The organism is Kitasatospora sp. NPDC091207, assembly GCF_044768625.1.
Lineage (GTDB): Bacteria > Actinomycetota > Actinomycetes > Streptomycetales > Streptomycetaceae > Kitasatospora.
On record NZ_JBIVVS010000001.1, the window covers coordinates 47107 to 72958 of the forward strand.

Consider the following 25852-nt stretch of genomic DNA (forward strand, 5'->3'; position numbering starts at 1 on the left):
GTCCACGGCCATGCAGGGTGGGGTCCAGTCTGATGAGCGCAATACCGGCAGTCGCCTCCGATGTGCCCGAGCAGCGCAACGAGGAGCCGGGAGCCACGGCGGGGGCCGGTCGGCGCGAGCGCGCCCGCGCCCTGGTCCTCCGGTTCGGGCCGGCCGTCTGGTGCTACGCGGTGCTCAAGCTGCTCGGCTTCACCGTCTTCATGAAGCTGCTCGCCTTCTCGGGCGAGTACCTGAAGAAGCACCCCCGGTTCGGCGGCGGCGCGAATCCCTGGGACGTGCCGGCCAGCTGGGACGGCTGGTGGTACCAGCAGATCGCCCAGTTCGGCTACCACCCGGCGCTGGTCCCGATCCCCGGCGGCGCCCCCGGCTTCACCATCGAGCAGAACTCGGCCGCCTTCTTCCCGCTCTACCCGGGCCTGATGCGCCTCGTCTCGGACGGCACCGGGCTCGGTCTGTACGGCGCCGGGATGCTGGTCTCGGTGCTGGCCTCGCTGTTCGCCGCCGCCGGGATCTACGCGGTGGTGGACCGGCTGGCCGGCCCGCGCGCGGGGGTGATCGCGGCCGGGCTCTGGGCGATCGCGCCGGGCTCCGGCGCCGAGTGGGCGCTCTACTCCGACTCGCTGTTCGTCGCGCTCGCCGCCTGGGCCTGCTACTGCGTGATGACCAAGCAGTGGATCGCCGCCGGCGTGATCACCCTGGTCGCCGGCCTCAACCGGCCGACCTCCGCCGCGCTGATCGGCGCCGTCGGCCTGGCCGCGCTGGTCGAGCTGTACCGGCGGGAGAGCGGCGTCGTCCGCCCGGTGGCCGCGATGCTGCTGGCCCCGCTCGGCCTGCTCGGCTACGTCGGCTGGGTGGGCTGGCGGACGGACGACTGGGGCGGCTACTTCAAGCTCCAGCACGACGCCTGGCTGCACTACTTCGACTTCGGCCAGGGCACCTTCAAGGCGATCCGCGGTGTCCTGCTGGGCCGGACGGACTACCCGTTCGCCTGGCCGGTGACCGACCTGCTGGCCACCCTGATCGTGCTGACGCTGCCGGTGCTGATCGTGCTGCTGATCCGGCTGCGGCCGCCGCTGGTGCTGACCGCCTACACGCTGGCCACCATCGTCTCGGTGCTGGGCAGCCTGGGCATCTTCGGCAACACCTCGCGCTACCTGCTCCCGGCCTTCCCGCTGCTGATCGCCCTGGCGGTGGCGATGCGCAAGCTGAGCTGGCCGGTGCTGGCGACGGTGCTCGGCACCGGCGCCGTCGCCTCCGGCTGGTACGGCGGGTACGTCATATTCGAGCTCGGCATCCCGTAGACCGGCACCCACCACAGCACCCGGCCCGACCTCGGGGGCGCGTCCACTCCGGACGCGCCCCCGCGCGTTTACCGGATCGGACCCGCACACCCTCTTGAGCCGACCGATCGTTCGGTTACTCTGTGACGTGTCCCGTCCTCCCCTCTGAGGAGCGCACACCATGTCCGCAGCGGTCACCCACCCCCTCGTCACCGAGTTGGTCGCACGCCACCAGGCCACCCTGGACGCCGCACTCGCCGCCGCCGCGTCGCGCGACTACTGGTCGCCCTACCCCGAGTTCCCGAAGGCCTACGGCGAGAGCGGCGCCGCGGACGGCAAGGCCGCCTTCGAGGCGCTGCTGAACCTGCCGTTCGCCCTCGACGGCCACCCGGCCGACGGCGACCTGATCGGCGGCGAGGCCTCCCCGTACGGCGTCGAGCTGGGCATCGGCTACCCGCACGCCGATCCGGACGCGTTGATCGCCGCGCTGCTCGCGGCCCGGCCCGGCTGGGCCGCTGCCACCCCGCTCACCCGGGCCGCCGTCTGCCTGGAGATCCTGGCCCGGATCAACGCCCGCTCGCACGAGTTCGCGCACGCGGTGATGCACACCACCGGCCAGGCCTACGGCATGGCCTTCCAGGCCGGCGGCCCGCACGCCCAGGACCGCGGCCTGGAGGCGGTCACCTACGCCTACGCCGAGCAGACCCGGCTGCCCAGCAGCGCCGGCTGGACCAAGCCGCAGGGCAAGCGCGACCCGCTGGTGATGACCAAGGACTTCACCGTCGTCCCGCGCGGCCTCGCGCTGCTGATCGGCTGCAACACCTTCCCCACCTGGAACGGCTACCCTGGTCTGTTCGCCTCGCTGGCCACCGGCAACCCGGTCCTGGTCAAGCCGCACCCGCGCGCCGTCCTGCCGCTCGCGCTGACCGTGCGGATCGCCCGCGAGGTGCTCGCCGAGACCGGCTTCGACCCCGACCTGGTCTGCCTGGCCGCCGAGCACGAGGGCGGCACCGTCGCCCAGGCGCTCGCCGTCCGCCCCGAGGTGAAGCTGATCGACTACACCGGCTCGACCGCCTTCGGCGACTGGCTGGAGGAGCACGCCCGGCAGGCCGAGGTCTACACCGAGAAGGCCGGCGTGAACACCGTGGTCGTCGACTCCACCGACGACTACAAGGGCATGCTGAACAACCTCGCCTTCTCGCTCTCGCTCTACAGCGGCCAGATGTGCACCACCCCGCAGAACCTGCTGATCCCGCGCACCGGCATCGACACCGACCAGGGCGCCAAGTCCTACGACGAGGTGGTGACCGACCTCGCCGGCGCCATCGAGGGCCTGCTCTCCGACGACGCCCGCGCCGCGGCCGTCCTCGGCGCGGTGGTCAACCCCGGGGTGCTGCAGCGCACGGTCGCCGCGGCCGGCGGCGAGTACGGCGAGCTCGCCCTCGCCCCGCGCGTGGTCACCTCGCCCGAGTTCCCCGCCGCCACCGTCCGCACCCCCGCGCTGGTCAAGCTGGACGCCGACAAGCCGGACGACCGGGCGGTCTTCCGCAGCGAGTGCTTCGGCCCGGTCTCCTTCGCCGTCGCGGTGGAGTCCACCGCCGCCGCGGTCGAGCTGCTGCGCGACACCGTCCGGACCCAGGGCGCGATGACCGCCGCCGGCTACACCACCTCGCCCGAGGTCGAGGCCGCCCTGGTCGGGGCCGCGCTCGACTCCGGCGTCTCGCTCTCGCTCAACCTCACCGGCGGCGTGTACGCCAACCAGACCGCCGCCTTCTCCGACCTGCACGGCACCGGCGCCAACCCGGCCGCCAACGCCGCCTACTGCGACGGCGCCTTCGTCGCCAACCGGTTCCGCACCGTGGAGATCCGCCGCCACAGCTGAGCCGATCCGGTTCCGGGCCCCGGCGATGCCACGCCGGGGCCCGGTTCCGTCCCACGGAGATTCCCAGCCCCGCCCGCGCCAGCGATGATGGAGACCGGAAGAACGCCCAGACCGGCGTCCAACCTCCGTCCGAACACCGGGAGCTGACACATGACCGCGAAGCAGACCGTCACCGACGTCCTGATCGTCGGGGCCGGACCGACCGGCCTGCTGCTGGCCGGGGACCTGGCCGCCGCCGGGGTCCGGGTCACCGTCCTGGAGAAGCGCGACACCGAGTCCAACCTCACCCGGGCCTTCGCGGTGCACGCCCGCAGCCTGGAGCTGCTGGACGCCCGCGGCCTGGCCGACGACCTGATCGCCACCGGCCGCCCGCTCACCTCGCTGCGGCTCTTCGACCGGCTCCGGGTCGACCTCGGCCAGCTGCCGAGCCGCTTCCCGTTCGTCCTGATCACTCCTCAGTACCACACCGAGCGGCTGCTCCAGGAGCGCGCGCTGAAGGCCGGCGCGACCATCCTGCGCGGTGCCGAGGTGGTCGGCCTGCGGCAGGACGCCGAGGGCGTCACCGTCGAGACCCTCCCCCGCGCCCGGGCCGGGGAGGCACCCGCGGACGGCGTCACCGACACCCACCGGGCGAGCTACGTGGTCGGCACCGACGGCGTCCACTCCACCGTCCGCGACCTGCTCGGCATCCCCTTCCCCGGCGAGTCGGTGGTCAACTCCGTCGTCCTGGCGGACGTCCGGCTGGACCGCGCGCCCGACGAGCTGATCACCGTCGGCGCCGCCGAGGGCGGCTTCGCCTTCCTCGCGCCGTTCGGCGACGGCTGGTTCCGGGTCATCGCCTGGGACCGCGCCGAGCAGCACCCGGACGGCACCGCGCCCTCGCTCGACCGGATCGCCGAACTGACCCGCGACGCCCTCGGCGAGGACTACGGGCTGCACGACGCCCGGTGGAGCTCCACCTTCCACAGCGACGAGCGGCAGGTGCCCACCTACCGTTCCGGCCGGGTCTTCCTGGCCGGCGACGCGGCCCACTGCCACTCCCCGGCCGGCGGCCAGGGCATGAACACCGGCCTCCAGGACGCCGCCAACCTCTCCTGGAAGCTCGCCGCCGCCGTCCGGGGCCGGGCCACCGACGCCCTGCTGGACACCTACCAGACCGAGCGCCACCCGGTCGGCAAGTCGGTGCTGCGCACCTCCGGCGCGCTGATCCGGCTCGCCCTCGCCCAGTCCGCGCCCACCCGGGCCCTGCGCGGCGCCCTCACCACCCTGGCCGACCACCTCGACGTGGTCGCCGAGCGCGGCGCCCGGACGATCTCCGGGATCGGCATCCGGTACCCCGCGCCCAAGGACGCCCACCCGCTGGCCGGCCGGCGCGTGCCCGACCTGCGGCTGACCGGTCTGGAGCAGACCCGGGAGGGCGAGCCGGGCGCACCCGAGCGGCTCTACGAGGCGCTGCGCGCGGGCACGTTCGTGCTGGTCAGCAATGACCAGCAGCCCGCCGCCGAGCCGTGGGCGGGCCGGCTGCTGACCGTCGCCCCGGCCGACCCGCACGGCAAGCTGCGCGACACCGTCCTGCTGGTCCGCCCCGACGGCTACGCCGCCTGGGCCGCCGTCGACCCGGGCCGGGGCGAGCTCCGCGCCGCGCTCACCCAGTGGCTCGGCGCGCCCGACGAGGACTGAGCGCCCGGCGGGGGCGCGGGGGAACGCACCGCCCCGCGCGCCCGCCGCCGCCCGGGTCCGCGCCGCTTTCCCGGGTCGGCGCCTCCGCGCGCGACGGCGCTAGGCGCGCGCCTTCTCGTAGTGCCGCGCCGCTTTCGCGCGGTTCCCGCAGACCGCCATCGAGCACCACCGCCGCCGCCCGTTCTGCGATGTGTCGAAGAAGTGCAGAATGCAGGCCTCGTGGGCACATTTCTTGATCCGGCCCGCGTCCCGGCCGATCAGGTCGAGAAAATCGGCCACCGCCAGCCAGGCGGCCAGCCACCGCGCCGCGTCCACCTCGACGTGCTCCGCCGGACCGGCCGGACCGAGCTCGCGCCGCAGTCGCCCGTGCCGCAGCACCGCGTTCAGCGCGGCCGTCGCCGACGCGCCCACCTCGCCGTGCCCGTCCAGATCGCGGACCGCCCCGGCCAGCGCCTCGCGGGCCTGCCGCACCGCCACCAAGCCGTCCGCACCCGCACCGCAGCGGTCCGCCAGCCCGGCGGAGGAGAGCCAGATCCCGAAGCCGTCCGGCTCGTCCAGCAGGTCGTTCACCGGGGTGCCCGCCCACCGCGTGTTCAGCAGGTCGAGCGCGAGCGGCTCGCCGATCAGCGGGCGGGGGTCGCGCGGGTCCGCCGTCCGGTCCGTCATCGGATACTCCCTCGCTCTCGCCCGTGACCCGATTCTACGTCGCTCCGCCGGACCCGAATCGGCTTGCCCCGGTTCATGAATTCCGGCCGTTAACTGTATGGAGCCGTCTCCATTCCGTTGTCCACAGTTGACTGTTTTTTAGCAACGAATTGCTTGACCATAAGCCAATTCCCGGAACCCCTCTGTCATGTTCTAGCCAGCGTTTCACCCCAGAGACGCCCTGGCCCCTGCCGGCCCCCACATGCCGGCCAGAGGAGGATTCCGTGCGCCCTCGCTCCCTCGCCCTCGCCGCGGCCCTTGCCGTCCTGCCGCTCTCCGCGGTCTCGCTCGGCGTGAGCACCGCCCAGGCCGCCCCGGCCCCCAACGCCGCCGCGCCCCGCGTCGCGCTGCCGGACACGGTGACCCCTGCGGTCGCCCGCTCCGAGAAGAAGGGCGACGTCCCCGCCGACCAGCAGCTCTCGGTCGCCGTCAGCCTGAAGCTGCGCGACACCGCCGAGTTGGACCGCTTCCTCACCGCGGTCGCCACCCCCGGCACCCCCGAGTTCGGCCGGCACCTGACGCCGCAGCAGTTCACCGAGCGGTTCGGCCCGACCGCGGCCGCCGTCGACCAGGTGCGCGGCTACCTGACCGCCCAGGGCCTGACCGTCTCCGGGGTCAGCGACAACCGCCAGGTGGTCGACGCGCACGGCACCGCCGAGCAGATCGCCAAGGCCTTCGGCACCCACGAGAGCGCCTACCTGGACCCGCAGCAGCAGCGCGCGTTCTTCGCGAACGACGCGGCCGCCTCCGTCCCGGCCGACCTCGCCGCCGTGGTGCAGGGCATATCCGGCCTGAACAACCACACCGTGCGCACCACCCGCAACGTCAAGCCGTCCACCCCCGCCGCCCCCGCCGCCGCCCTGGCCGCCCCCAGCGGCTTCGGCCCGAGCCAGTACGACGGCGCGTACAACCTCAACAAGACCGGCGCCGACGGCACCGGCGTCAGCGTCGCGCTCTGGGAGTTCGACGGCTACAGCGCCACCAACCTGAAGACCTACGACACCCAGTACGGGCTCACCGGCCCGGCCGTCTCCACCGTGTCGGTGGACGGCGCGAACTACGACTCCGCCCCCGGCGAGGGCCAGGGCGAGGTCGAGCTGGACAGCGAGATCGTGCGCGGCGTCGCCCCCAAGGCGACCCAGCTGGTCTACGAGGCCCCGAACAGCGACCAGGGCGAGATCGACATGGCCGCCAAGATCGTCGCGGACAACCGGGTCTCGGTCATCTCCATCTCCTGGGGCTCCTGCGAGCCGGACACCACCGCCTCCTCCATGACGGCGGTCGACAACTCCTTCAAGCAGGCCGCCGCGCAGGGCATCTCGATCTTCTCGGCCTCCGGCGACGACGGCTCCCGCGACTGCACCCGCTCCACCAGCGGCTCCACCGTCAAGGCGGTCGACTTCCCGGCGTCCAGCCCGCACCAGACCGGCGTCGGCGGCACCAACCTCAAGGTCTCCGGCAGCGCCTACTCCTCCGAGAGCGCCTGGAGCACCGCCGGCGGCGGCGTCTCCACCGTCTTCGCCAAGCCGAGCTGGCAGACCGGCACCGGGGTGAGCGGCACCATGCGCACCGTCCCGGACGTCTCCTCCAACGCCGACCCGGCCAGCGGTTTCGCCATCTACACCGCCGGCGGCTGGCAGGTCTACGGCGGCACCAGCGCGGCCGCCCCGCTCTGGTCCGGCTACGCGGCCCAGTTCAACCAGAAGGCCAAGGCGGCCGGGCAGCCCGTCCTCGGCGAGGCGAGCCCGCGGCTGTACGCGGTCGCCAACGGCACCGGCTACGGCGGCGCGTTCCACGACGTGACCACCGGCAAGAACCAGGACTTCTCCACCAAGGCCGGCTACGACCAGGTCACCGGCTGGGGCAGCCCGATCGCCGACGCCCTGAACACCGCGCTGCTCGGCGGCACCACCCCGCCCACCGGCGGCTGCACCCCGGCCCAGCTGATCGGCAACGGCGGCTTCGAGACCGGCACCGCCGCGCCGTGGACGGCGTCCAGCGGCGTCGTCGACAACGGCTCCGGCGAGGCCGCGCACGCCGGCTCCTGGAAGGCCTGGCTGGACGGCTACGGCAGCGCCCACTCCGACACCCTGGCGCAGACCGTCGCGATCCCGGCCGGCTGCAAGGCGACGCTCTCCTTCTGGGTGCACGTCGACACCGCCGAGTCCGGCACCACCGCGTACGACAAGCTGACCGTCCAGGCCGGCTCGACCACGCTGGCCACCCTGTCCAACGCCGACGCGGCCACCGGCTACGTCCAGAAGTCCTTCGACCTCTCGGCCTTCGCCGGCCAGACGGTCACGGTGAAGTTCACCGGCACCGAGGACTCCTCGCTCAAGACCAGCTTCGTGATCGACGACGCCGCGCTCAGCGTCTCCTGATCCCGCGCCGACGTCCCACCGCGACGGCCCGCGGTGACCCACGCCGTCGGGGCGGTCCGCACCGGACCGCCCCGACGGCGTGTTTCCGTTCTGTTTCAAGATCGATAACCCTGTGGTCGACTGCCCGTGACCACTGTCATACGCACGACTGATGACGTAGCCTCTCGACCGTGCATAGGGTTCCCCACAGCTCGGTGACACCGTTCGCGGCGCGCCTCGGCGCCGGACCGGCCGCGCCGAACCCGCTTGCTGGGGAAGGTAACCGCATGGGCTCACAACACCCCCAGGACGCCCGGCTCCGGCTGGTCGGACCGCGCCCCGGCGCGCCCGCACCCGCCTCCGTGCCCCCCACGACCACCACCGCCGCCACCGCCACCGCCTCGGGCACCGCCCGGCCCGCCCCGGCCGGGGGCTTCGCCGACACCCTGCACCTGGCGATCGAGGCCAGCGGCCTGAGCCTCGACCGGATCCGCGCCGCCCTGGCCCAACGCGGCGTCAGGGTCAGCGTCACGACGCTCAGTTACTGGCGGCGCGGCCGCAGCCAGCCCGAGCGGGCCAGCTCGCTGCGCGCCGTCCACCTGCTGGAGGAACTGCTCGGCCTGCCGCACTCCACCCTCTCCGCGCTGCTCGGCCCGCCGCGCCCGCGGGGCCGCTGGGCCGCCGCCGCCAACACCGCGCACCTGCGGCTGGAGGACGTCTGGCCGGGGGAGCAGGAGATCGCCGAGGTCTTCGCCGAGCTGGACGCCCCGCCGGTCGGCGAGCTGGAACGGCTGAGCATCCACGACTCCTACTACGTCGACGCCGAGCGCCGCGGCAACCTGCTGCGGATGCGTCAGGTGGTCCGCGCCACGGTCGGCGGCGTCGGCCGCTGCCTCGTCGTGCACAAGGCCGACGAGGAGGCCACCGGCTGCCCCGAGATCACCTCGGTCCGGCACGGCCGGCTCGGCCGGGTCCGCCGCAGGCCGAAGGCCGGCCTGGTGGTCGGCGAGCTGATGCTGGACCGCCCGCTCGGACTCGGGGACAGCACGGTCTTCGAGTACGAGGTGGAGATCCCGCCCGGCGGCCCGACCATGGAGTACAGCCGCCGCTTCGCCATCCCGGTGCGCGAGTACGTGCTCCAGGTGCACTTCGACCCGGCGGCCGTGCCGGTCCACTGCGAGCGCTACGACCGCGCCCCGGGCGAGGACGTCGACCGCCGGCGCGAGCAGCTGTGGATCGGCGCCTCCGCCAGCGCCCACGTGCTCGCCCCCGACCAGCAGCCGGGCCACGTCGGCATCCGCTGGGAGTGGGAGTAGCGGGTCGGGAGCACCGGCCGGCGCGGGCAGCGGCTCAGGCCGCCCGCGCCGCCGAGGTCCGCACCAGGGCGACCATCCCCGGGATCGGGAACAGCAGCAGGAACAGGTTCGGCAGCCACCAGCCCGGGGAGAAGTCCCCCCGCAGCGTCCAGAACGCCACCGCCTGGAGCCCCGCCGTGCTGGTCAGCGCGAGCGAGACCAGCATCAGCGGCTGCGCCCCCGCCGCCCCGCACCGACCGAGCCGCAGCGCCGAGAGGCCGGTGACGCTGGCCAGCACGTCCAGCAGGACGAACGAGTAGTTCCAGTCGCTGAGCACCGGGTTCTGGTAGTCCTTGTAGGCGTACTCGGCCGGGATCAGCGCGAGCAGCGTGGCCGCCCAGTAGGCCAGGAAGCCGACGTCGGTGACCACCATGGACGCCTTGGTGAAGCGCAGCACCCTGCTGGGGGCGGTGGCGGTGTCGCTCATGCTCTCTCCCGTGTCATCCGGTCACTCGTGGCTCAGCCCCCCGCCGAGGTACATCACCGCGACCCCGCCGACCACCAGCGCCGCCCCGATCAGCGAGGCCGGTTTGACCGGCTCGCCGAACACGACCGCGCCGCCGACCAGCGCCCCGACCGTGCCGAGCCCCGACCAGACGGCGTAGACCGGGCCCACGTTCAGCGACTTCAGCGCCTGGGCCAGCAGCACGAACGCGGCCACGTACCCCACCGCGACCACCACGCTGGGCGCCAGTTTGGTCAGTCCGTGCGAGGCCCGCAGGGCCAGTGTCGCCGTCACCTCGGCCGCGATGGCCGCTCCGACCAGCACGTACGCCGTCATGTCCGTCCCCCGTATCGTTTCGGATGACCTAGCTTCTGCCGCCGACGAGGTCGACCAGCAGCTTGCGCACCTCGCGGTGCAGCCCGTCGTGCGGCGGGCTGAGGTCGAGCAGTCGGGCCGACCACCAGCCGTCCACGGCCATCCGCACGAGCGTGGCCACCGCCGGGTCGAGACCGTCCTCGGTGAGCCGGCGCTGCCAGCGCTCGTAACGGGCCCGCAGCACGTCGAGCACTTCCGGGCCGCCGGCCGCGGCGAGCAGGGCCACCGGCACCTGATCCGCCCCGCTGGTGTCCCCGGCCGGTGACTCCTCGGGGATGCTCGCCTCCAACCAGGCGAGCGCGAAGGCACCGGGGGGCGCCTGCGGCCCGGGCAGTACGGCCTCGAACCGGTCCGCCAAGCGCTCGACGACGCCCTGGACGAGCGCCCGCTTGTTGGGGAAGTGGTGCAGCAGCCCACCCTTGCTGACGCCGGCCTCCAGGGCCACCGCGTCCAGCCGCACCGTGTCCAGACCACCCCGTACCAGCAGCCGCTCGACAGCGTCGAGCAGATGATCACGCACCGGTCGTACCTCTCTCCGTGTTACAGACCGTCCAGACGGTCGGCGCCCACCCTAGCAGAACCGGGGCGCTCCGCCCGAAAATCCAAGGTGCCCGAAAGGGAAGGGTGTTGACAGTTTCGAATGAGGCGTGCTTACGTTTCCTCGGCCGAAAACCGGTGAGGTCCTGGGGGATCGCCGACCGGCCACAGGATTCATGTGCACGATGATCGAAGAAGCGGCGCCGGGGCTTTTCACCGCGCCAGGGGGAACGCTGTTCGACATCCACGGGGGATCATGCGAGACATACGGATTCGACGATGTCCGCGCAGGCCGGCAGCCCAGAAGCGCTAACTGACAACTAGTCAACAACGCTTCCTTGTCGGGTGTTTGCGCCACGTCAACCACAACGTCGGCCCATCCGCCTCACCCGGTCGCAACTCCGACCAAGCCCGGGGCACGCTGCGCAACGGCGCGCACCGCCCCCGGCGGGCTTCCGCACGGCCCCGTCCGATTCGGCCGGCCCGGCCACGCCAACTGCGGCGGGTATTCCGTTCAAACCAGGGTCAAAATTCGCGTGAACCGATGCGTCGAATACGCCGATCATCGAATTCGAGGGAATCTGGTGGACATTTTCTCCAAGGTATCCGACTATCGCGCTGCCCGGGATGCCATGGCGGCGGGGATCTATCCCTACTTCCTCCCGCTCACCGGCCACGAAGGCACAACTGTCACCCTGGGTGACCGTGAGCTGGTCATGTGCGGCTCCAACAACTATCTGGGCCTGACCTCCGACCCCCGGGTCAGAAAGGCCGCCGCCGACGCGCTCGACCGGTACGGCCCGTCCTGCACCGGATCCCGGTTCCTCAACGGAAACCTGGACCTGCACGATCAGTTGGAGAGCGAACTCGCCGACTTCTACGGCAAGCCCGCGGCGGCCGTGATCTCCACCGGCTACCAGGCCAACCTCGGCACGATCAGCGCCCTGGCGGGCCGCGGCGACGTCGTCTTCGCCGACCGCGACGCCCACGCCTCCATCGTCGACGGCTGTGTGCTCAGCGGCGCCAAGCACCGCCGCTTCCGGCACAACGACGCCGGCGCGCTGGACCGCGGCCTGGCCGCCGTCCCGGCCCAGGCCGGCAAGCTGGTCGTGGTCGACGGCGTCTACTCGATGGAGGGCGACCTCTGCGCCCTGCCGGAGATCGTCGAGGTGTGCAAGCGGCACGGAGCCCGCCTGATCGTCGACGACGCGCACGGCCTCGGCGTCCTCGACCAGGGCCGGGGCACCTGCTCCCACTTCGGTCTCACCGACCAGGTCGACCTCATCACGGTCACCTTCAGCAAGTCCCTGGCCTCACTCGGCGGAGCCGTGGTCGGCGACGACGACGTCATCCACTACATCAAGCACCACGCCCGCAGCCTGATCTTCAGCGCCTCCGCGACCCCGGCCAGCATGGCCGCCGCCCTGGCCGCGCTGCGCATCCTGCGCGAGGAGCCCTGGCGGCCCGAGCGGGCCCAGCAGAACGCCGACTACCTCCGGGCCGGGCTGCTCTCCCTCGGCATCAGCCCGGGCGAGAGCAGCACCCCGGTGATCCCGCTGCGCACCCGGGGGGTCATCGACACCCTGCTGCTCTGGCGCCGGCTCATCGACAACGGCGTCTACACCAACCCGGTGGTGCCGCCGGCCGCCTCGCCCCGGCTGCGGCTCAGCCTGATGGCCACCCACACCACGGAGCACCTGAACCGGGTCCTGGACGCGCTGAGCGGCGAGACGGACATGTTCCTGCGCGAGGACCAGCCGGACGCCACCGACGGGATGGCCGAGCTCGCCGAGCTCGCCGACTCGTCCGCCGCCCGGCCGTGAGCCGGATACCGCACCCCACGCCGGACCGCGCACCGGACCCCACACCGGGCGCGTCCACCGGACCCGCCGCGCCGCTGCTCCCGGGCCCGGCGACGGTCGCCGCCCTGGCCGGCGGCGCGGCGGGCGCCGTCCTCGGCGCCGGCCTGCCCCCGGCCGGCGGCGGCGCGCCCGACTGGCCCTGGTGCGCCGCCGCCGCGGCCGGCGCCGCGCTCACCCTGGCGGCCGCCCTCCCGCACCGGCGCACCGACGCCCTCCTGCCGGGCCCGCCCCACCGGGCCCCGGCGGTCGGGCTGCTGGTGCTCGGCGCCGCCCTGCCGGCCTCGGCCACCACCGCCCATCCCGCCCTCGCGGCCGTGGTCACCGCCGTCGCGGCGCTCACCACCGCGGTGGCGCTCGGCCTGGGCCGTACCCGCGCCCCCCGGCCGCCCGTCGCCGCGGCGGCGGTGTTCGCCCTGGTCGCGGGCACCGCCGCCGGGGCGACGGCCCCCTCGGTGGCCGCGGCCGTCCTCGGCACCCTGGCCGGCCTGGCCGGCCTCCTGCTCGTCGCCTGCGCGGCACCGGCCGCGCAGCCCTCGGAATCCGACCACACCAGAAGGAGCCAGCCATGAGTCGCCTCGGACTCGCCGCGCGTGCCCTGCGCCTCACCCTGAGCCGCACCCATGCCGATACCACCCCCGACTACGACGCCGCGAGTTCCAGCTACGACAGCTACTTCAGCCCGGTGATGGGCGTGCACTCGCTCGCCGCGCTCGGCGAGGTGACGATCAAGCCGGGCGACGACGTCCTCGAACTCGCCTGCGGCACCGGGCACCTGACCCACGAGATCGTCCGCCGTCTGGAGGGCCGCGGTTCGGTGCACGCGGTGGACAAGTCCCCCGGCATGCTGGCGGTGGCCCAGGCCAAGATCCTGCCCGACACCCTGCGCGCGCCGGAGCTCGACGTCTCCCTCCAGGAGGGGGACATGGAGGAGTTCCTGCGCGGCCGGCCGACCGCCTCCGCCGACCTGGTCGTGGTCGGCTGGGCGATCTGCTACAGCAAGCCGGTCAAGCTGCTGGAGCAGGTCAAGCGGGTCCTGCGGCCCGGCGGCCGGGTGGTGGTGATCGAGACCCGCGGCGACGCGCTCAAGACCCTGATCGACCAGCTGGAGAAGGTCTTCGCCGCGGATCCGTCGCTGCTCACCGGCCTGGTCCGGGTGAACCTGCCGAAGGACGCCGCCACGGTGGCCCGGTGGTTCACCAAAGCCGGTCTGACCGTCGACGTCCAGCGCGACGGCCACCAGGTGCTGCCCGCCGACACCCCGGAGGCGGCCCTGGAGTGGGTCCAGCGCTCCGGCGCGGCGGCCGGCTTCAAGGACGCCGTCGACCACCGGCGCGAGGACCACGCGCTGGAGCTGATCCGCGCCGGGCTGGCCGAACACGTCGCCCGGCACGGCACGTTGGAGCTGCGGCACACCTTCGCCGTGGTCACCGGCACCAGCCCCAGCACCCCCTCCGCCGGCACCGGCCCGGGCGGGCGCCACCGTGAGGGAGTCAGCACCGTATGACCACGACCGTCACCCCCGCGACACCGGAGACCACCCACGGCACGGTGCAGCGCCGCCTGCTGCGCCTCGCCGGGGCGCTCACCGCCCGGCCGAAGACCGTGCTCGCGGTCTGGGCCGTGGTCATCGCGATCTGCTTCCCGTTCGCCTCGCAGTTGAACGACGTCCTGACCAAACAGGGCGCGTCCAAGGTCGTCCCGGGCACCAGCAGTGCCCGGGCCGACCAGCTCGTCGAGCAGTCCTTCCCGGACCGCTCGCAGCGCGAGTCGATCGTCGCGATCGGCGCCCCGGACGTCCGGGGCGAGCAACTGCGCAAACTGCTGGCCGAGTTGGACGGCCGCATAGCCGAGAAGGAGCGCACCGGCGAAGTCCGGCAGTCCGTCTCGGCGTACACCCTGTACCGGGACTCCACCGTCGAGTACCTGCGGCAGCTGCGCACCCAGGTGGACCGCGGCCTCACCGCCGCCCAGGCCGGCACCTCCCCGGAGGCGCGCCGGCAGGCGGTGGACGCGGCCGTGGCGGCCGGCCAGGTCCCGGCCGCTCTCGCCGACCTGGCGCACCGGGCGGTGGCCGCCGACGACGCGGCACTGCCCGGTCTGGCCGCGGGCTTCGCGGCCGCCACCGACTGGCGCTCCTTCCCGGTGCCGGTGCCCGCCGACGCCGTGGACCGCCTGCTGGCCAAGGACGGCCGGGCCGCGCTGGTCACGGTGAGCTTCGCCAAACAGGCCGGGCACGACCCGGACGTGGACTGGCTGCGGTCCGCCGTCGACGGCGCGCTGCGCGGCGCCGGCGCCGGTCCGGACGTCAGCGCCCACGTGACCGGCGAACTCGCCCTGATCAAGGACACCTACAAGAAGGCCGAGGACGACAACGCGCTGATGGAGACGGTCGCCTACGCGATCATCTTCGTGGTGCTGCTGCTGTTCTTCCGCGCCGTGGTGCCCGCCGTCCTGACGGTGGCCGCGATCGGGCTGGCCATGACGGTCAGCCAGGCCGCGCTGTTCGCGCTCGGCCACGGTGTGACGCTCACCCAGTTCACCATCACGATCATGAACTTCGTGATGCTGGGCGCGGGCGTCGACTACAGCATGCTGCTCTCCTCGCGCTACCGCCAGGAGCGGCTGGCCGGCCGCCCGCCCAAGGAGGCGGCGGTGCACGCCACCGCGCACGCGGGCGAGTCCATGCTGCTCGCGGCGATCGCCGTGGTGCTCGCCTTCGGGGCCACCCTGCTCTCCCCGGTGGACTGGATCCCGCCGCTCGGCTACGGCGGGCTGATCGGCATCCCGATCGTGCTGCTCGCCGCGCTCACCCTGACGCCCGCGCTGCTGGTGCTGCTCGGCGACCGGTTCTTCGCCCTCGGCTGGAGCCCGCTGAGCGATCTGGAGCACGAGAGCGCCCTGGGCCGGCACCTGGCCAGGGCCGCCGACCTGGCCCGCCGCCGCAAGGTGGCGATCGTGCTGGTCTTCGCCGTGATCACGGTGCCGTTCGCGGTGATCACCGCCCAGCACCGCTCGACCGCCGACCCGGTGGCGCTCAGCCCGGCCACCGACTCCAGGGCCGGCTTCGAGCTGGTCGCCAAGGAGTGGGGCGACGCGACGGTGCTGCCCACCCTGGTGGTCGCCCGGCCGGCCGCCGGCGTGGTCGACCCGGCCACCCACCGGCTCACCGACAGCGGCCGCACCGCGGTGACGGCGCTCACCGACCGGCTGGCCGCCGTCCCGGGCGTCGCCCGGGTCTCCGCGGTGACCAGGCCGTTCGGCACCGCGCTGCCGGCCGACCAGGTCGACGCGCTGACCGCGGACGTCCGACGGGACTACCTGGCCGACGACGGCGCGCTGCGGATCGTGGTCGAACTCGCCGACCCGCCCTACTCGGAGGCCGCGGTCGGCACCGTCGACCGCGTCCAGGACGTCACCGAGGACGCGAAGGACGTCGGAGCGCTCCAGGTCGGCGGCGCGACCCAGGTCGACCGGCAGTACGGCAACGCGCTCAACTCCAGCTTCTGGCAGATGATCGGGCTCGTCTCGGTCGGTGTCTTCGTGATGCTGGTGGTGGCCCTGCGCTCGCTGCTGATCCCGATCCGGCTGATCCTCACGATCATGATGAGCAACGTCTGGGCGATCGGCATCACCGTCCTGATCTTCCACTTCTGGCTCGACCGGGCGATCATCGACGACCTGCCGATCTTCCTCACCGTCCTGATGATGGGGCTCGGCATGGACTACGAGATCTTCCTGGTCACCCGGGTTCGCGACCTGGTGCGCGGCGGGGCCGACCAGGAGAGCGCCACCATCGGCGCGGTGGTCGACACCGGCCGGGTGATCAACGCGGCCGGCCTGGTGATGGCGGGGAGCCTGGGCACGATGGTGCTCTCCTCCACGGTGATGCTCCAGGAGTACGGCGCCGGTCTCGGCCTCGCCGTCCTGCTGGACGCCACCCTGATCCGGATGCTCTTCGTCCCGGCCACCCTGCTGCTGTTCCGCCGGTACAACTGGTGGCTGCCCTCGCTGCGCCGCGCCCCCGCGGCGGCGGAGGTGGCCCCGCGATGACCGCGAACCGTCCGGTGGCGGCGTCCGCGTCCCCCGAGCCCGCCGCCACCGGACGGGCTCGCACCGTGCACCGTCTGCGCGACCACCACCGCGCCGCACCGCTCGCCTCGGCCGCACTGCTGTTCGCGGTGCTGGCCTCGGTCCGGATCGCCGGGGCGTTCGCGCTCCCGCTGATGGTCCTGTCGGTGGGCCTGAGCGCCCTGGTCCTGGCCGTACTGGACCGCCCGGACCGCGCCGCCGCCGGCCTGCGCCGTTTCCGGCCCGGGCCCACCGCGGCCGGCACCGCCCTGGTGGTGCTCGCCTACGCCGACACCGTCTTCGCCACCCGGGCCGCCTTCGGCCGGGGCGAGGGCAACTGGACAGCACTGATCCCGGAGCTGTTCCGGCAGATGGCACCCGGCGCCCCGGTGGTGGCGGGCCTGGCCATGGTGCTCTGCATGGGCGTCCTGGTGCCGCTGGTCGAGGAGGTCTGCTACCGGGGCGTGCTGTACCACGCGGTGGAGCGCGTCCGGGGGCCGGTGGCGGCGATCGCCGCCACCTCGGCCGCCTGGGCCCTGGTCCACCTCGGCGACTACGGCCTCAACCCGTTCGACACCCGGGTGGTCTGCGGGGTCCTGCCGTCCGTCTTCACGATGGGCCTGGCCCTCGGCATCTGCCGCGCCTGGACGGGCTCGGCCCTGGCCAGCGCCGTCGCCCAGGGCACCGCCAACCTCCTGCTCCTCGGCTGGGTCCTCTGGGCCCTCTAGGGCCCGCCGGCCGCGGCCCCTTCACTCCGAACGCACTCCAGACCCTCCACGGTGAGGCAGGTATCCCATGCGAATCGCGGTCACCGGCCCGATCGTCATCGACAATCTGATGACCTTCCCCGGCCGTTTCACCCACCAGTTGCTGCCCGCCCAGCTCAAGCACCTGTCGCTCTCCTTCCTGGTCGACGACCTGGAGGTGCGCTACGGCGGCGTGGCCGCCAACGTCGCGTACGGGCTCGGCCGGCTCGGCCGCCGGCCGCTGCTGCTGGGCGCGGCCGGCCGGGACTTCGGCGACTACCGGGAGCGGCTGGAGGAGGCCGGGGTGGACACCTCCCTGGTCCGGGTCTCGACCGAGCTGGCCACCGCCCGCTACACCAGCACCACCGACGCCGACCGCAACCGGATCACCTCCTTCCACCCCGGGGCGCTGGCCGAGGACGTCAGCCCGGGCCCGCCGGGCTGGGCGGCGGGCGTCGGGCAGGTCTTCCTCGGCCCCGCCGGGGCGGAGGTGATGGCCGCCCGCGCCGCGGAGTGCCGGCGGCTGGGCCTGCCGTACCTGGTGGACGTGGCCGGCCGGACGGAGGAGCTCGGCGCGGCCGGCGCCGAGGCCGTGCTGACCGGGGCGGACTGCCTGATCACCAACCGCCGCGAGCGCGGCCTGCTGCTGGAGCACACCGGGTGGACCGCCGAGGAAGTGCTGCGCCGGGTCAGGAGCTGGGTCACCACCCTCGGTCCGGAGGGCGTCTGGATCGACTACCCGGACGAGCCCTCGCTCGCCGTCCCGGCCGCCCCGATCTCCCGGCTGCCGGACGGCGCGGGCGCGGGCGGCGCGTTCCGCGCGGGCTTCCTGGCGGGCCGGGCCGGGGGGCTCCCGGACGACGCCTCGGCCCGGATGGGCTGCGTGCTGGCGGCGTACGCGCTGGAGTCGGCCGGCAGCCAGGACTACCTGTTCACCGCCGAGGCCTTCGCGGACCGGCTCACCGAGACCTACCTAACCACTACAGAGGCCAGTACTGGTTGACGGGACATCAGACTAACCACTACCGTTCCTTGTATCGGTTAGGGAACGGGCGCCTCCGGACGCCCCGGCCACGGGAGTGATCAGCCATGTCCAGCACCGCCACCAGCACCCTGCAGACCGGCCACATCGGCCTGAACGTCACCGACCTCGACCGTTCGACCGCCTTCTACCGCGACGTCCTCGGCCTGGAGGTGGTGAACGAGGGCACCGACCCCGAGCGCCGCTTCGCCTTCCTCGGCCGCGACGGGCGACTGGTGATCACCCTCTGGCAGCAGAGCGCGGGCACCTTCGCCACCGCCGCGCCCGGCCTGCACCACCTCTCCTTCCAGGTCGACAGCCTCGACGAGGTCCGGGCCGCCGAGCGGCTGCTGCGCGAGCTGGGCGCCGAGTTCGCCTACGACGGCGTCGTCCCGCACAGCGAGGGCGCGGCCTCCGGCGGGATCTTCTTCACCGACCCCGACGGCATCCGGCTGGAGATCTACACCCCGAAGGGCGTGGAGGACACCGCCGCCCCCTCCGGCACCGCCCCCACCTGCGGGTTCTTCTAGGCCCCGGCCGGATCGAATCGAATCGAATCAGATCGGATCAGGTCGGATCAGGTCGGATCAGGTCGGATCGGGAGGCAACCGCCATGACGGACAGCAGTACGCCGTACCACCCGGGCGAGCGAGCGGTGCAGGCCCGGGTCGGCCGCCGGGAGCGGGCCGACCACTCCGGCCGCGCGATCGGCCGCACCATCCCGGCCGTGGCCGCCCGCTTCCTGGCCGAACGCAGGACGCTGGTGCTCGGCGCCGCCGACGCCGACGGCCGGCTCTGGGCGACCCAGCTCACCGGCGGCCCCGGCTTCCTGCGGGCCCCCGACGAGCGGACCCTCACGGTGGCCGCCGGGCCCGCCACCGAGGACCCGTTGGCCGCCGTCCTGGACGGCCCGGCCGAGGTCGGCACCATCGCGCTGGACCCGGCCGGCCGGCGCCGGATGCGGCTCAACGGCCGCTCCGTACCGGACGGCCGGGGCGGCCTGGTGATCTCCGCCGACCAGGTCTACGCCAACTGCCCGAAGTACATCCAGCGCCGCAGCCCGCTGGAGTCGGCGGCTGCCGGCACCCCGCACGTGGTGGCCGCCGGCCCGACCCTGTCCACCGCCCAGCAGCTGACCGCGGCCACCGCCGACACCTTCTTCATCGCCACCGCCGGCCCGGACGGCCGGGTGGACGCCTCGCACCGGGGCGGCAACCCCGGCTTCCTCCGGGCCGTCGGCCCGGACCGGCTGCGCTGGCCCGAGTACGCCGGCAACAGCATGTTCATGACCCTGGGCAATCTGGAGCTCGACCCGCGTGCCGGGCTGCTGCTGCCGGACTACGAGACCGGCGGGGCGCTGCTGATCACCGGCGAGGCGCGGACCGACTGGTCCGAAGGGGCGGCGGCCGGTCTGCCGGGGGCCGAGCGGGTGGTCGACCTCACCGTCACGGGCGTCCTGGAACTGGCCGACGCCACCCCGCTCACCTGGACCGCCCCCGAGTACTCCCCGGTCAATCCGCCGGCCGCGGCCTGACACCCGCCACCCGACAGCTCTCACCCGGAAGGCCGCCGACCGGCGCCGACCACCCACCGGGCCGGCCCCGGCCCTACCGCCTCCCGTTTCCCCGCGCCACGCCCGGGCCGCCGAACGGTCGTCACCCGGGCGGCGCAACCCGCCGCGCAGACCCCCCGCCCGGTTTGGGACTTTGGTCCCGATAACACGCGATAACGGCCTGGGAAAGTCACTCCTGTCGTGCCATCAGGACTGACCGGGAAAGAGGCGGAGAATGACCCCTACCGAGCAATCGACCCCGTTGCTGGAATTCGACGAGGTCGCACCGGACGAGGACTGCATATGCGGGGGCTGCCGCGCCGGCCGCCGCGCCCGGCTGCACGCCGCACCGGTGCACGAGGGCGGGCACGCCGCGGCGCGGAGCGTCCGCCGGCGGGCGGCCGTGCTGATGGCCGCGGTCGGCACCGCGCTGGGCGGCGGGGCGGCGGGGGCCGCCGGAGCCGCGGCGGCCCCCGCGCCCACCCCCGGCGGCAGCAGCACCGCCCGGCCGCCGGCCACCCCGCAGGGCGGGGTCAGCGGTCTCTACGGCGAGTCCCCCGGCGCCCGCGCCTTCGCCGGCCCGCGGGCCGCCGCGCAGCCGCTCACCCGGGCGCGGATCATCGAGCGGGCCCGGAGCTGGGTCGCCCAGAAGGTGCCGTACAGCATGAGCCGCTACTGGTCCGACGGCTACCGCCAGGACTGCTCGGGCTTCGTGTCGATGGCCTGGGGCCTGGGCAGCAGTCAGACCACCTGGACGCTGCCCGACTTCGCCGACCGGATCACCAAGGCGGACCTCCAGCCCGGCGACATCCTGGTCTACAACAACCCGGCCAACCCGCAGGCCGGCTCGCACGTCACCGTCTTCGGCGGCTGGACGGACGCCTCCCGCACCCGCTACCTGGCCTACGAGCAGACCTCCCCCCGCACCACCGAGCGGGACACCCCGTACGCCTACTGGAACAACTCCGCCTCGTACGTCCCGTACCGCGCCAAGGCCCTCTCCGGCGGCACCAGCAACGACGGCTCCGCGTCGACCGCCTTCCCCGGCGCCGACACGTTCGGCCCCGGCGCGAACAACGCGTACGTCACCAAGCTCGGGCAGATGCTGACCGGACGCGGCGGCGGCCGGTTCTACACCGAGGGCCCCGGACCGCGCTGGGGCGAGGCCGACCGCAAGGCCACCGAGGCCTTCCAGCTCGCCCAGGGCTGGCGCGGCGCCGAGGCCGACGGCATCCCGGGCAAGGACACCTGGGACTACCTGGTCTCCCACAAGGGCCGCGACATCGCCGCCGCCACCACCCCGCTCCCGCCGCCCCCGGTCACCCCCGGTACGGGCGGCGGCACCGGGGTGCCCGCCTTCCCCGGCACCGGCGCGTTCGCCCCGGGCGCGAACAACGCGTCCGTCACCGCGCTCGGGGAGCGGCTGGTCCGCAAGGGCTTCGGCCGCTTCTACGCCCAGGGCCCCGGTCCCCGCTGGACGGAGAGCGACCGGCGGGCCGTCCAGGCCTTCCAGCAGGCCCAGGGCTGGCGCGGCGCCGAGGCCGACGGCTACCCCGGGCCGGACACCTGGCGCCGGCTGTTCGGCTAGGGCGTGTCCGCGGGCCCGCCCGGCAGGGGAACACCGGGCGGGCGGCCCGACATCCAGTGGAAGAGCCCCATCGCCACGCTGGTCGCCAGGTTGAAGCTGGAGACCCCGGGCCGCATCGGCACCGCGACCAGCCGGTCGGCGCGCGCCCTCAGCTCCGCCGAGACCCCGTGCCGCTCGGTGCCGAAGGCGAGCAGCGCGTCGTCCGGCACGGCCACCGTCCGGATGTCCGCGCCCTCGGGGTCCAGCACGTACAGCGGGCCGGCGGGCAGCCCGGACAGCGCCAGCCGTTCGACGGCGGTGGCGAAGTGCAGGCCGGCGCTGCCCCGCACCACGTTCGGGTGCCAGGGGTCCAGGTCGCCGGTGGTCACCACGCCGGTGGCGCCGAAGCCGGCCGCCAGCCGGATCACCGCGCCCACGTTGCCCAGGTTGCGGGGGTTCTCCAGCAGCACGACCGGCGCGGTCCGGGGCTGCCGGCCGAGGGCCGCCAGGTTGGCGCCGGTGGTCGGGCGGCCGGCCAGCGCGATCACCCCGGTGGGGTGCAGCCTGGGCACCAGCGTGCGCAGCGCCGCCTCCGGCAGTTCCACGGCCGTCGCGGCCACCGCGGGGGCGACGTCCCCGGCCAGCTCGGCGGCGAGCGCCAGCAGCGCGGCCCGGTCGGCGGTCAGCACCCGGCGGACGTCCCCGCCGAAGCGCAGCGCGTGCTTGAGCGCGTGGAACCCGTCCAGCAGCACCGTGTCCGGTGCCGCCGCGTCCGCCCGCCAGGCGCGTACCAGCTCGTCGTTCATGCCGCTCACTCTGCCACCCCCGTCGTGCCGGTCTCCCCGGGCCGGGCGGCGGCCGCGATCACCTGGTCGAAGCCGAGCGGCGCGCCCGGCCCGTCGGTGACGCCCGCCCGCAGTCCGGCCAGGGCGAGGTCCAGCTGGCGGTGGACCAGCGTGCCGTCGGCGTCCAGGGCGGCGAGCCCGCCCGGCAGCGGCCGGGACACCCGGACGCAGAGCAGCACCAGGTCGCCCAGGCCGATGTCGGCCCGCAGCTGTCCGGCCCGCTGCGCCGCCTCGACCAGTGACCGCACGGCGGCGACGGTCCCGGCCCGGGCGGTGATCAGTTCCTCGTCCACCACGAGCCGCTCCAGCAGCACCACGATCGCCGCGCCCATCCGCAGGTCGGCGGCGGCGTGCACGAAGCGGCGCAGGGCCCGGTACGGGTCGTCCTCCTCCTGGCGGGCCTGCTCGGCGGCCTCGGCGAGCCGGGCCAGCAGGTCGGTGACCAGGGCCCGGACCAGCGCCTCGCGGTCGGGGAAGCGCCGGTAGAGGGTGCCGGGGCCGACCCCGGCCCGGCGCACCACCGCGTCCAGCGGGGCGTCCGGCCCGCGTTCGAGGAACACCTCGCAGGCCGCGTCCAGGATCCTGCGCCGGCTGCGTTCCGCGTCCGCCCTCATCACCAACCCCTTAACCGGAGAGATTCTCTCCCCCTATGCTACCGTCCAGGAACCGGAGAAAATCTCTCCGCCTAGGTCCCGCCGGCCCGCCCGCCCGGGCGGCCGCCCTGCCGAGGAGCGACGCCATGACGACCACCCGACCCCCGATCACCGTCCGCACCGACATCGACGGCACCCGCCACCCCCGGGAGACCGTCCTGGCATGGGAGCTGGACCGGGCCCGCGCCGCCCTGCGGCTGCTCAAGCTGCGCCTCGGCGACGACCGCGTCCGGGAGCTGCTCGCCCCCGACACCGCCGAAGCCGACACCGTGCTGGCCGGCCTGCTGCGCGCCTCCGGCGGCCGGTGGCGCTCCGCCGTCACCGAGCTGACCGCCGAGGGCATCGACGCCGGGCGCTTCCTCGGCTGGTGGCAGGGCCGACTGCGGGCGCCCGACCGGGCCGCCCTGCTCGCCGCCAACCCCGAGCACTACCTCGCCGACTCCACCGGCGGGCAGGTCGAGATCATCGAGACCGTCGGCGCCGGGCCGCTGCGCTTCTTCCTCCGGTTCGACGCCCCCACCGCCACCCCCGAGTACCCCGTCCGGATCGGCGGCACCGGGCGGCTCGCCGACGGCTCCGAGGTGCTGCGGGTGATGCACGAGTTCGCCGACTCCCCCGACGGCCTGCGGATCCGGCTCACCGTCGAGTTCCCCGAGGCCGCCCCGGACGAGCTGGCGGCGGGCCACCAGTGGCACTTCGCCTGCGAGTTCGCCAACTGGCTGGAGGCCGCGGCCGCCGCCTGAACGGCGGCCGGGCGCCCGCACCCGGCCGGCCTACCGTGCCGTGGACTCCCGCGCGCGCTGCGCCGGGGTGGCCGTGCCACCCCCGCGCAGCGCGCGCTCCAGGTCCTTCAGCGCCTGGAGCAGCAGCCGGCTGCTGGTCCGGACGACATCGCGCTGCACACTCGCCGGCGCCCGCTCCAGCCGCTCCTCCAACCGGGCCTGGGCCTCCCGCACCGCGTCGAACTCCACCGGGCGGTCGGTGAGCAGCGCGGCCGCCGCCAGCGCGGTGGCCAGGCGCAGCTCCTCGGCGAACTCGGCCGCACCGGGCACCGGTTCGGCGTCGGCCGTGGGCAGGTGGGCCTCCAGCAGCACGACGACCCGCCCGAGGTGCCCGACCGCGGCGCGGGCCCGGTCCAGCTGGCGGCGGCTCACCCCGGGCAGCCCGGAGGCGTGCCGGCCGGGCTCGGCGTCGGCCCGCTGCATCGCCTGGAGCAGCTCGGAGCGGGCCTCCCGGGAGTCCAGCAGCGCCGAGCGGACCTCCCGCCCGCGCGGGGCGCCCGGGTCCTCGTAGACGGCGAGCACCGCCGCCGCGTAGCGCCCGGCGGCGGCCAGCCACTCGGCCAGCCGCTCCCCGAGCCGGGCGGTCTGCCAGGTCGGGAAGAGCGCGTAGGCGAGCAGCGCGACGGAGCCCCCGAGGAAGGTCAGCCCGACCCGCTCGAAGGCGGTGGCCAACGGGTTCCCGGGCTGCAGGCCCAGCAGGAAGACGACATACGAGGAGACGCAGGCCGTCATCAGCGCGTAGCCGGTGCGCAGGGTGAGGTACGCGCCGCCGATGCAGAGCACCGCGAGCGCGGCCAGCACCCACTCCCCGGGGTGGGCCAGCTGCACCACCAGGGTGGAGACGGCGACGCCGACCATCGTCCCGGCCAGCCGGGCCACCCCCCGGCTGTAGGTCTGGGCGAAGTCGGGTCGCATCACCATGGCGGCGGTCATCGGGGCCCAGTAGCCGTGCTCGAAGCCGACCAGCCGGGCGAGCAGGTAGGCGAGCACGACGACCCCGGCGAGCCGGACGGCGTGCTGGAAGACCGCCGAGTGCGGCTGGAGCTGGCGCCGCACCGCGCGCAGGGCGACCGGCAGCATCTTGGAGAGCGGCGGTTTCAGCAGCGACCCGCCGGCGCCGACCACGGGCCTGCTGATGGTCTCCTCGTCGCCGCGCTCCAGGGCGTCGGCGGCCTTGCGCAGCAACCCGGCGAGCCGGCGGGCGGCCCGCCGGGCCGCGCCCTGCAGCTCCGGCCCGTCGGCCGGGGCGGCCAGCGTGAGGGCGGGCGCGGAGCGCGGCAGTCGCAACGGATCACCGGTCCGGACGGCGCGCGCCAGGGCGTCCATCGCCTCGGCGGCGGCGGCCAGGACGGCCCGGGCCCGGTCGCGCTCGGGCCCCTCCTCGGGGGCGCCGACCTTGGGGTCGGCGATCGCGGCCAGGGTCGGCCGGACCCGCTCGGCGATGCCGCGCAGCCCGCGCAGCTCGGGCGGCCGGCGGCGGTCCTGCCAAGGGGTCAGCGCGGCCGCGTGCCGGGCCGTCATGAACGGCTCCGGGTCGACGTGCGCGGTCGGGTCCTGGCGCAGTCGCCGGGCGTAGTCGGCGAGTTCGGCGTAGGTGTCGGCGAGCGCCTCGCGCTGGACGGTCCAACTGCCGATCGGCCAGAGGGTGATGACGGCCGCCTGGACGGCGCCGCCGAGCGCGCAGACCAGCCCGTGGCCGAACGCGGTCGCGGCGCTGACCGGCAGTTGGACCACCACCAGCATCACCGAGAGGGTGTTGGCGGCGACCACGCCGGCGGTCGGCCCGATCGCCCAGGCGAGGCCGGCCCCGAAGGACCAGACCGCGAGCAGCGCCGGGAACGCCCCGCTCACCCCGACCGCCAGGTAGCCGAGGAAGGTACTGGTGCCGAGCCCGATCCCGGCCGCGACGGCGAGCGTGGGCCGGGGGCGGAAGCTGCGCTGGAAGGTGGCCGTGCCGGCGATGAACGCGCCCATCGCGGCCGAGGTGGCCAGCCGGGCACCGCCCAGGGCCAGGGTCGGGAAGAGCACCACGGCGACGGCGACGGCCCCGCGGGCGGCGCGTTTGGGGTCGGTCAGCGCCCGGTCCAGGGTGAGTCCGGTCCGCGCGGTGTCTCGAAGTGCGGCAAACCAGGACATA

Annotated in this window: 22 protein-coding genes; 15 read left to right on the forward strand and 7 right to left on the reverse strand. The window is 74.3% G+C overall.

Annotated elements, in window-relative coordinates; genetic code table 11:
• The first annotated feature begins 32 nt into the window (after positions 1-32).
• The 3 genes from ACIQTO_RS00250 to ACIQTO_RS00260 all read left to right on the forward strand — a co-directional run bounded on the left by ACIQTO_RS00250 (position 33) and on the right by ACIQTO_RS00260 (position 4842).
• Positions 33-1301, forward strand: coding sequence for a glycosyltransferase family 39 protein (locus ACIQTO_RS00250; RefSeq protein WP_402380801.1), 1269 nt, complete (start codon positions 33-35; stop codon positions 1299-1301).
• A gap of 160 nt (positions 1302-1461) precedes the next feature.
• The gene (paaN, locus tag ACIQTO_RS00255; protein ID WP_402380804.1) at positions 1462-3162 is read left to right on the forward strand and encodes a phenylacetic acid degradation protein PaaN; all 1701 of its coding nucleotides are present in this window, start codon (positions 1462-1464) and stop codon (positions 3160-3162) included.
• 150 nt (positions 3163-3312) lie between these two features.
• Positions 3313-4842, forward strand: a complete 1530-nt coding sequence (locus ACIQTO_RS00260; RefSeq protein WP_402380807.1) for an FAD-dependent monooxygenase — start codon at positions 3313-3315, stop codon at positions 4840-4842.
• A gap of 99 nt (positions 4843-4941) precedes the next feature.
• Here ACIQTO_RS00260 and ACIQTO_RS00265 read toward each other — a convergent pair whose 3' ends face one another.
• A complete protein-coding gene (locus tag ACIQTO_RS00265) occupies positions 4942-5508 on the reverse strand; it encodes a CGNR zinc finger domain-containing protein (RefSeq protein WP_402380809.1) in 567 nt (188 codons plus the stop codon).
• A gap of 263 nt (positions 5509-5771) precedes the next feature.
• On the opposite strand from ACIQTO_RS00265, the gene ACIQTO_RS00270 reads away from it, so the two are divergent.
• Entirely contained in the window at positions 5772-7928 is a 2157-nt protein-coding gene (locus ACIQTO_RS00270; protein WP_402380812.1) for a protease pro-enzyme activation domain-containing protein, read from the forward strand.
• A gap of 266 nt (positions 7929-8194) precedes the next feature.
• A complete protein-coding gene (locus tag ACIQTO_RS00275; RefSeq protein ID WP_402380815.1) occupies positions 8195-9223 on the forward strand; it encodes a hypothetical protein in 1029 nt (342 codons plus the stop codon).
• Between the two features lie 34 nt (positions 9224-9257).
• Here ACIQTO_RS00275 and ACIQTO_RS00280 read toward each other — a convergent pair whose 3' ends face one another.
• From ACIQTO_RS00280 to ACIQTO_RS00290, 3 genes are read right to left on the reverse strand one after another with little or no spacing between them, the layout of a single operon-like run.
• Entirely contained in the window at positions 9258-9689 is a 432-nt protein-coding gene (locus ACIQTO_RS00280; protein WP_402380818.1) for a DUF5360 family protein, read from the reverse strand.
• A 21-nt stretch (positions 9690-9710) separates the two neighbouring features.
• Positions 9711-10058, reverse strand: coding sequence for a DMT family transporter (locus ACIQTO_RS00285; RefSeq protein WP_402382669.1), 348 nt, complete (start codon positions 10056-10058; stop codon positions 9711-9713).
• Positions 10059-10071: 13 nt separating this feature from the next.
• Complete coding sequence (locus ACIQTO_RS00290) at positions 10072-10602, reverse strand: TetR/AcrR family transcriptional regulator (RefSeq protein WP_402380821.1); 531 nt, start codon at positions 10600-10602, stop codon at positions 10072-10074.
• A 649-nt stretch (positions 10603-11251) separates the two neighbouring features.
• Here ACIQTO_RS00290 and ACIQTO_RS00295 point away from each other — a divergent pair.
• From ACIQTO_RS00295 to ACIQTO_RS00335, 9 genes are all read left to right on the forward strand, one after another.
• Complete coding sequence (locus ACIQTO_RS00295; protein WP_402380824.1) at positions 11252-12442, forward strand: aminotransferase class I/II-fold pyridoxal phosphate-dependent enzyme; 1191 nt, start codon at positions 11252-11254, stop codon at positions 12440-12442.
• Positions 12439-13050, forward strand: coding sequence for a hypothetical protein (locus ACIQTO_RS00300; protein WP_402380827.1), 612 nt, complete (start codon positions 12439-12441; stop codon positions 13048-13050). Before ACIQTO_RS00295 ends, ACIQTO_RS00300 begins: the two co-directional genes overlap by 4 nt.
• Entirely contained in the window at positions 13047-13985 is a 939-nt protein-coding gene (locus tag ACIQTO_RS00305; RefSeq protein WP_402380829.1) for a class I SAM-dependent methyltransferase, read from the forward strand. Before ACIQTO_RS00300 ends, ACIQTO_RS00305 begins: the two co-directional genes overlap by 4 nt.
• The gene (locus tag ACIQTO_RS00310; protein WP_402380832.1) at positions 13982-16531 is read left to right on the forward strand and encodes an MMPL family transporter; all 2550 of its coding nucleotides are present in this window, start codon (positions 13982-13984) and stop codon (positions 16529-16531) included. The genes ACIQTO_RS00305 and ACIQTO_RS00310 overlap by 4 nt, the downstream gene beginning before the upstream one ends.
• Positions 16528-17277 (forward strand): lysostaphin resistance A-like protein, encoded by a 750-nt coding sequence (locus tag ACIQTO_RS00315; protein ID WP_402380835.1) that lies wholly within the window; start codon positions 16528-16530, stop codon positions 17275-17277. The genes ACIQTO_RS00310 and ACIQTO_RS00315 overlap by 4 nt, the downstream gene beginning before the upstream one ends.
• Positions 17278-17344: 67 nt before the next feature.
• On the forward strand, positions 17345-18298 hold the full coding sequence (locus ACIQTO_RS00320; protein ID WP_402380838.1) for a PfkB family carbohydrate kinase: 954 nt from the start codon (positions 17345-17347) through the stop codon (positions 18296-18298).
• An 86-nt stretch (positions 18299-18384) separates the two neighbouring features.
• A complete protein-coding gene (locus tag ACIQTO_RS00325) occupies positions 18385-18846 on the forward strand; it encodes a VOC family protein (RefSeq protein ID WP_402380841.1) in 462 nt (153 codons plus the stop codon).
• An 83-nt stretch (positions 18847-18929) separates the two neighbouring features.
• Positions 18930-19850 carry a pyridoxamine 5'-phosphate oxidase family protein gene (locus ACIQTO_RS00330; RefSeq protein WP_402380844.1) on the forward strand — a complete coding sequence of 307 codons (921 nt, stop codon included), beginning with the start codon at positions 18930-18932 and terminating at the stop codon, positions 19848-19850.
• 253 nt (positions 19851-20103) lie between these two features.
• Entirely contained in the window at positions 20104-21456 is a 1353-nt protein-coding gene (locus tag ACIQTO_RS00335) for a peptidoglycan-binding protein (RefSeq protein WP_402380847.1), read from the forward strand.
• Here the strand turns inward: ACIQTO_RS00335 and ACIQTO_RS00340 are convergent.
• Positions 21453-22241: a TrmH family RNA methyltransferase gene (locus tag ACIQTO_RS00340; protein WP_402380850.1), complete on the reverse strand. Its 789-nt coding sequence runs from the start codon at positions 22239-22241 to the stop codon at positions 21453-21455. The two genes, ACIQTO_RS00335 and ACIQTO_RS00340, sit on opposite strands and share 4 nt — an antisense overlap.
• A gap of 5 nt (positions 22242-22246) precedes the next feature.
• On the reverse strand, positions 22247-22894 hold the full coding sequence (locus ACIQTO_RS00345; protein WP_402380852.1) for a TetR family transcriptional regulator: 648 nt from the start codon (positions 22892-22894) through the stop codon (positions 22247-22249).
• 125 nt (positions 22895-23019) lie between these two features.
• On the opposite strand from ACIQTO_RS00345, the gene ACIQTO_RS00350 reads away from it, so the two are divergent.
• Positions 23020-23676 (forward strand): hypothetical protein, encoded by a 657-nt coding sequence (locus ACIQTO_RS00350; protein WP_402380854.1) that lies wholly within the window; start codon positions 23020-23022, stop codon positions 23674-23676.
• 30 nt (positions 23677-23706) lie between these two features.
• Here ACIQTO_RS00350 and ACIQTO_RS00355 read toward each other — a convergent pair whose 3' ends face one another.
• The gene (locus ACIQTO_RS00355; protein WP_402380856.1) at positions 23707-25851 is read right to left on the reverse strand and encodes an FUSC family protein; all 2145 of its coding nucleotides are present in this window, start codon (positions 25849-25851) and stop codon (positions 23707-23709) included.
• Position 25852: the final 1 nt, after the last annotated feature.

What these genes read in the sequence shown, in the direction of transcription:
- ACIQTO_RS00250 (WP_402380801.1), top strand. Translation starts at nt 33, where the DNA reads ATGAGCGCAATACCGGCAGTCGCCTCCGATGTGCCCGAGCAGCGCAAC.
- paaN (WP_402380804.1), top strand. Translation starts at nt 1,462, where the DNA reads ATGTCCGCAGCGGTCACCCACCCCCTCGTCACCGAGTTGGTCGCACGC.
- ACIQTO_RS00260 (WP_402380807.1), top strand. Translation starts at nt 3,313, where the DNA reads ATGACCGCGAAGCAGACCGTCACCGACGTCCTGATCGTCGGGGCCGGA.
- ACIQTO_RS00265 (WP_402380809.1), bottom strand. Translation starts at nt 5,508, where the DNA reads ATGACGGACCGGACGGCGGACCCGCGCGACCCCCGCCCGCTGATCGGC.
- ACIQTO_RS00275 (WP_402380815.1), top strand. Translation starts at nt 8,195, where the DNA reads ATGGGCTCACAACACCCCCAGGACGCCCGGCTCCGGCTGGTCGGACCG.
- ACIQTO_RS00280 (WP_402380818.1), bottom strand. Translation starts at nt 9,689, where the DNA reads ATGAGCGACACCGCCACCGCCCCCAGCAGGGTGCTGCGCTTCACCAAG.
- ACIQTO_RS00295 (WP_402380824.1), top strand. Translation starts at nt 11,252, where the DNA reads ATGGCGGCGGGGATCTATCCCTACTTCCTCCCGCTCACCGGCCACGAA.
- ACIQTO_RS00305 (WP_402380829.1), top strand. Translation starts at nt 13,047, where the DNA reads ATGAGTCGCCTCGGACTCGCCGCGCGTGCCCTGCGCCTCACCCTGAGC.
- ACIQTO_RS00310 (WP_402380832.1), top strand. Translation starts at nt 13,982, where the DNA reads ATGACCACGACCGTCACCCCCGCGACACCGGAGACCACCCACGGCACG.
- ACIQTO_RS00315 (WP_402380835.1), top strand. Translation starts at nt 16,528, where the DNA reads ATGACCGCGAACCGTCCGGTGGCGGCGTCCGCGTCCCCCGAGCCCGCC.
- ACIQTO_RS00320 (WP_402380838.1), top strand. Translation starts at nt 17,345, where the DNA reads ATGCGAATCGCGGTCACCGGCCCGATCGTCATCGACAATCTGATGACC.
- ACIQTO_RS00325 (WP_402380841.1), top strand. Translation starts at nt 18,385, where the DNA reads ATGTCCAGCACCGCCACCAGCACCCTGCAGACCGGCCACATCGGCCTG.
- ACIQTO_RS00330 (WP_402380844.1), top strand. Translation starts at nt 18,930, where the DNA reads ATGACGGACAGCAGTACGCCGTACCACCCGGGCGAGCGAGCGGTGCAG.
- ACIQTO_RS00335 (WP_402380847.1), top strand. Translation starts at nt 20,104, where the DNA reads ATGACCCCTACCGAGCAATCGACCCCGTTGCTGGAATTCGACGAGGTC.
- ACIQTO_RS00340 (WP_402380850.1), bottom strand. Translation starts at nt 22,241, where the DNA reads ATGAACGACGAGCTGGTACGCGCCTGGCGGGCGGACGCGGCGGCACCG.
- ACIQTO_RS00345 (WP_402380852.1), bottom strand. Translation starts at nt 22,894, where the DNA reads ATGAGGGCGGACGCGGAACGCAGCCGGCGCAGGATCCTGGACGCGGCC.
- ACIQTO_RS00350 (WP_402380854.1), top strand. Translation starts at nt 23,020, where the DNA reads ATGACGACCACCCGACCCCCGATCACCGTCCGCACCGACATCGACGGC.
- ACIQTO_RS00355 (WP_402380856.1), bottom strand. Translation starts at nt 25,851, where the DNA reads ATGTCCTGGTTTGCCGCACTTCGAGACACCGCGCGGACCGGACTCACC.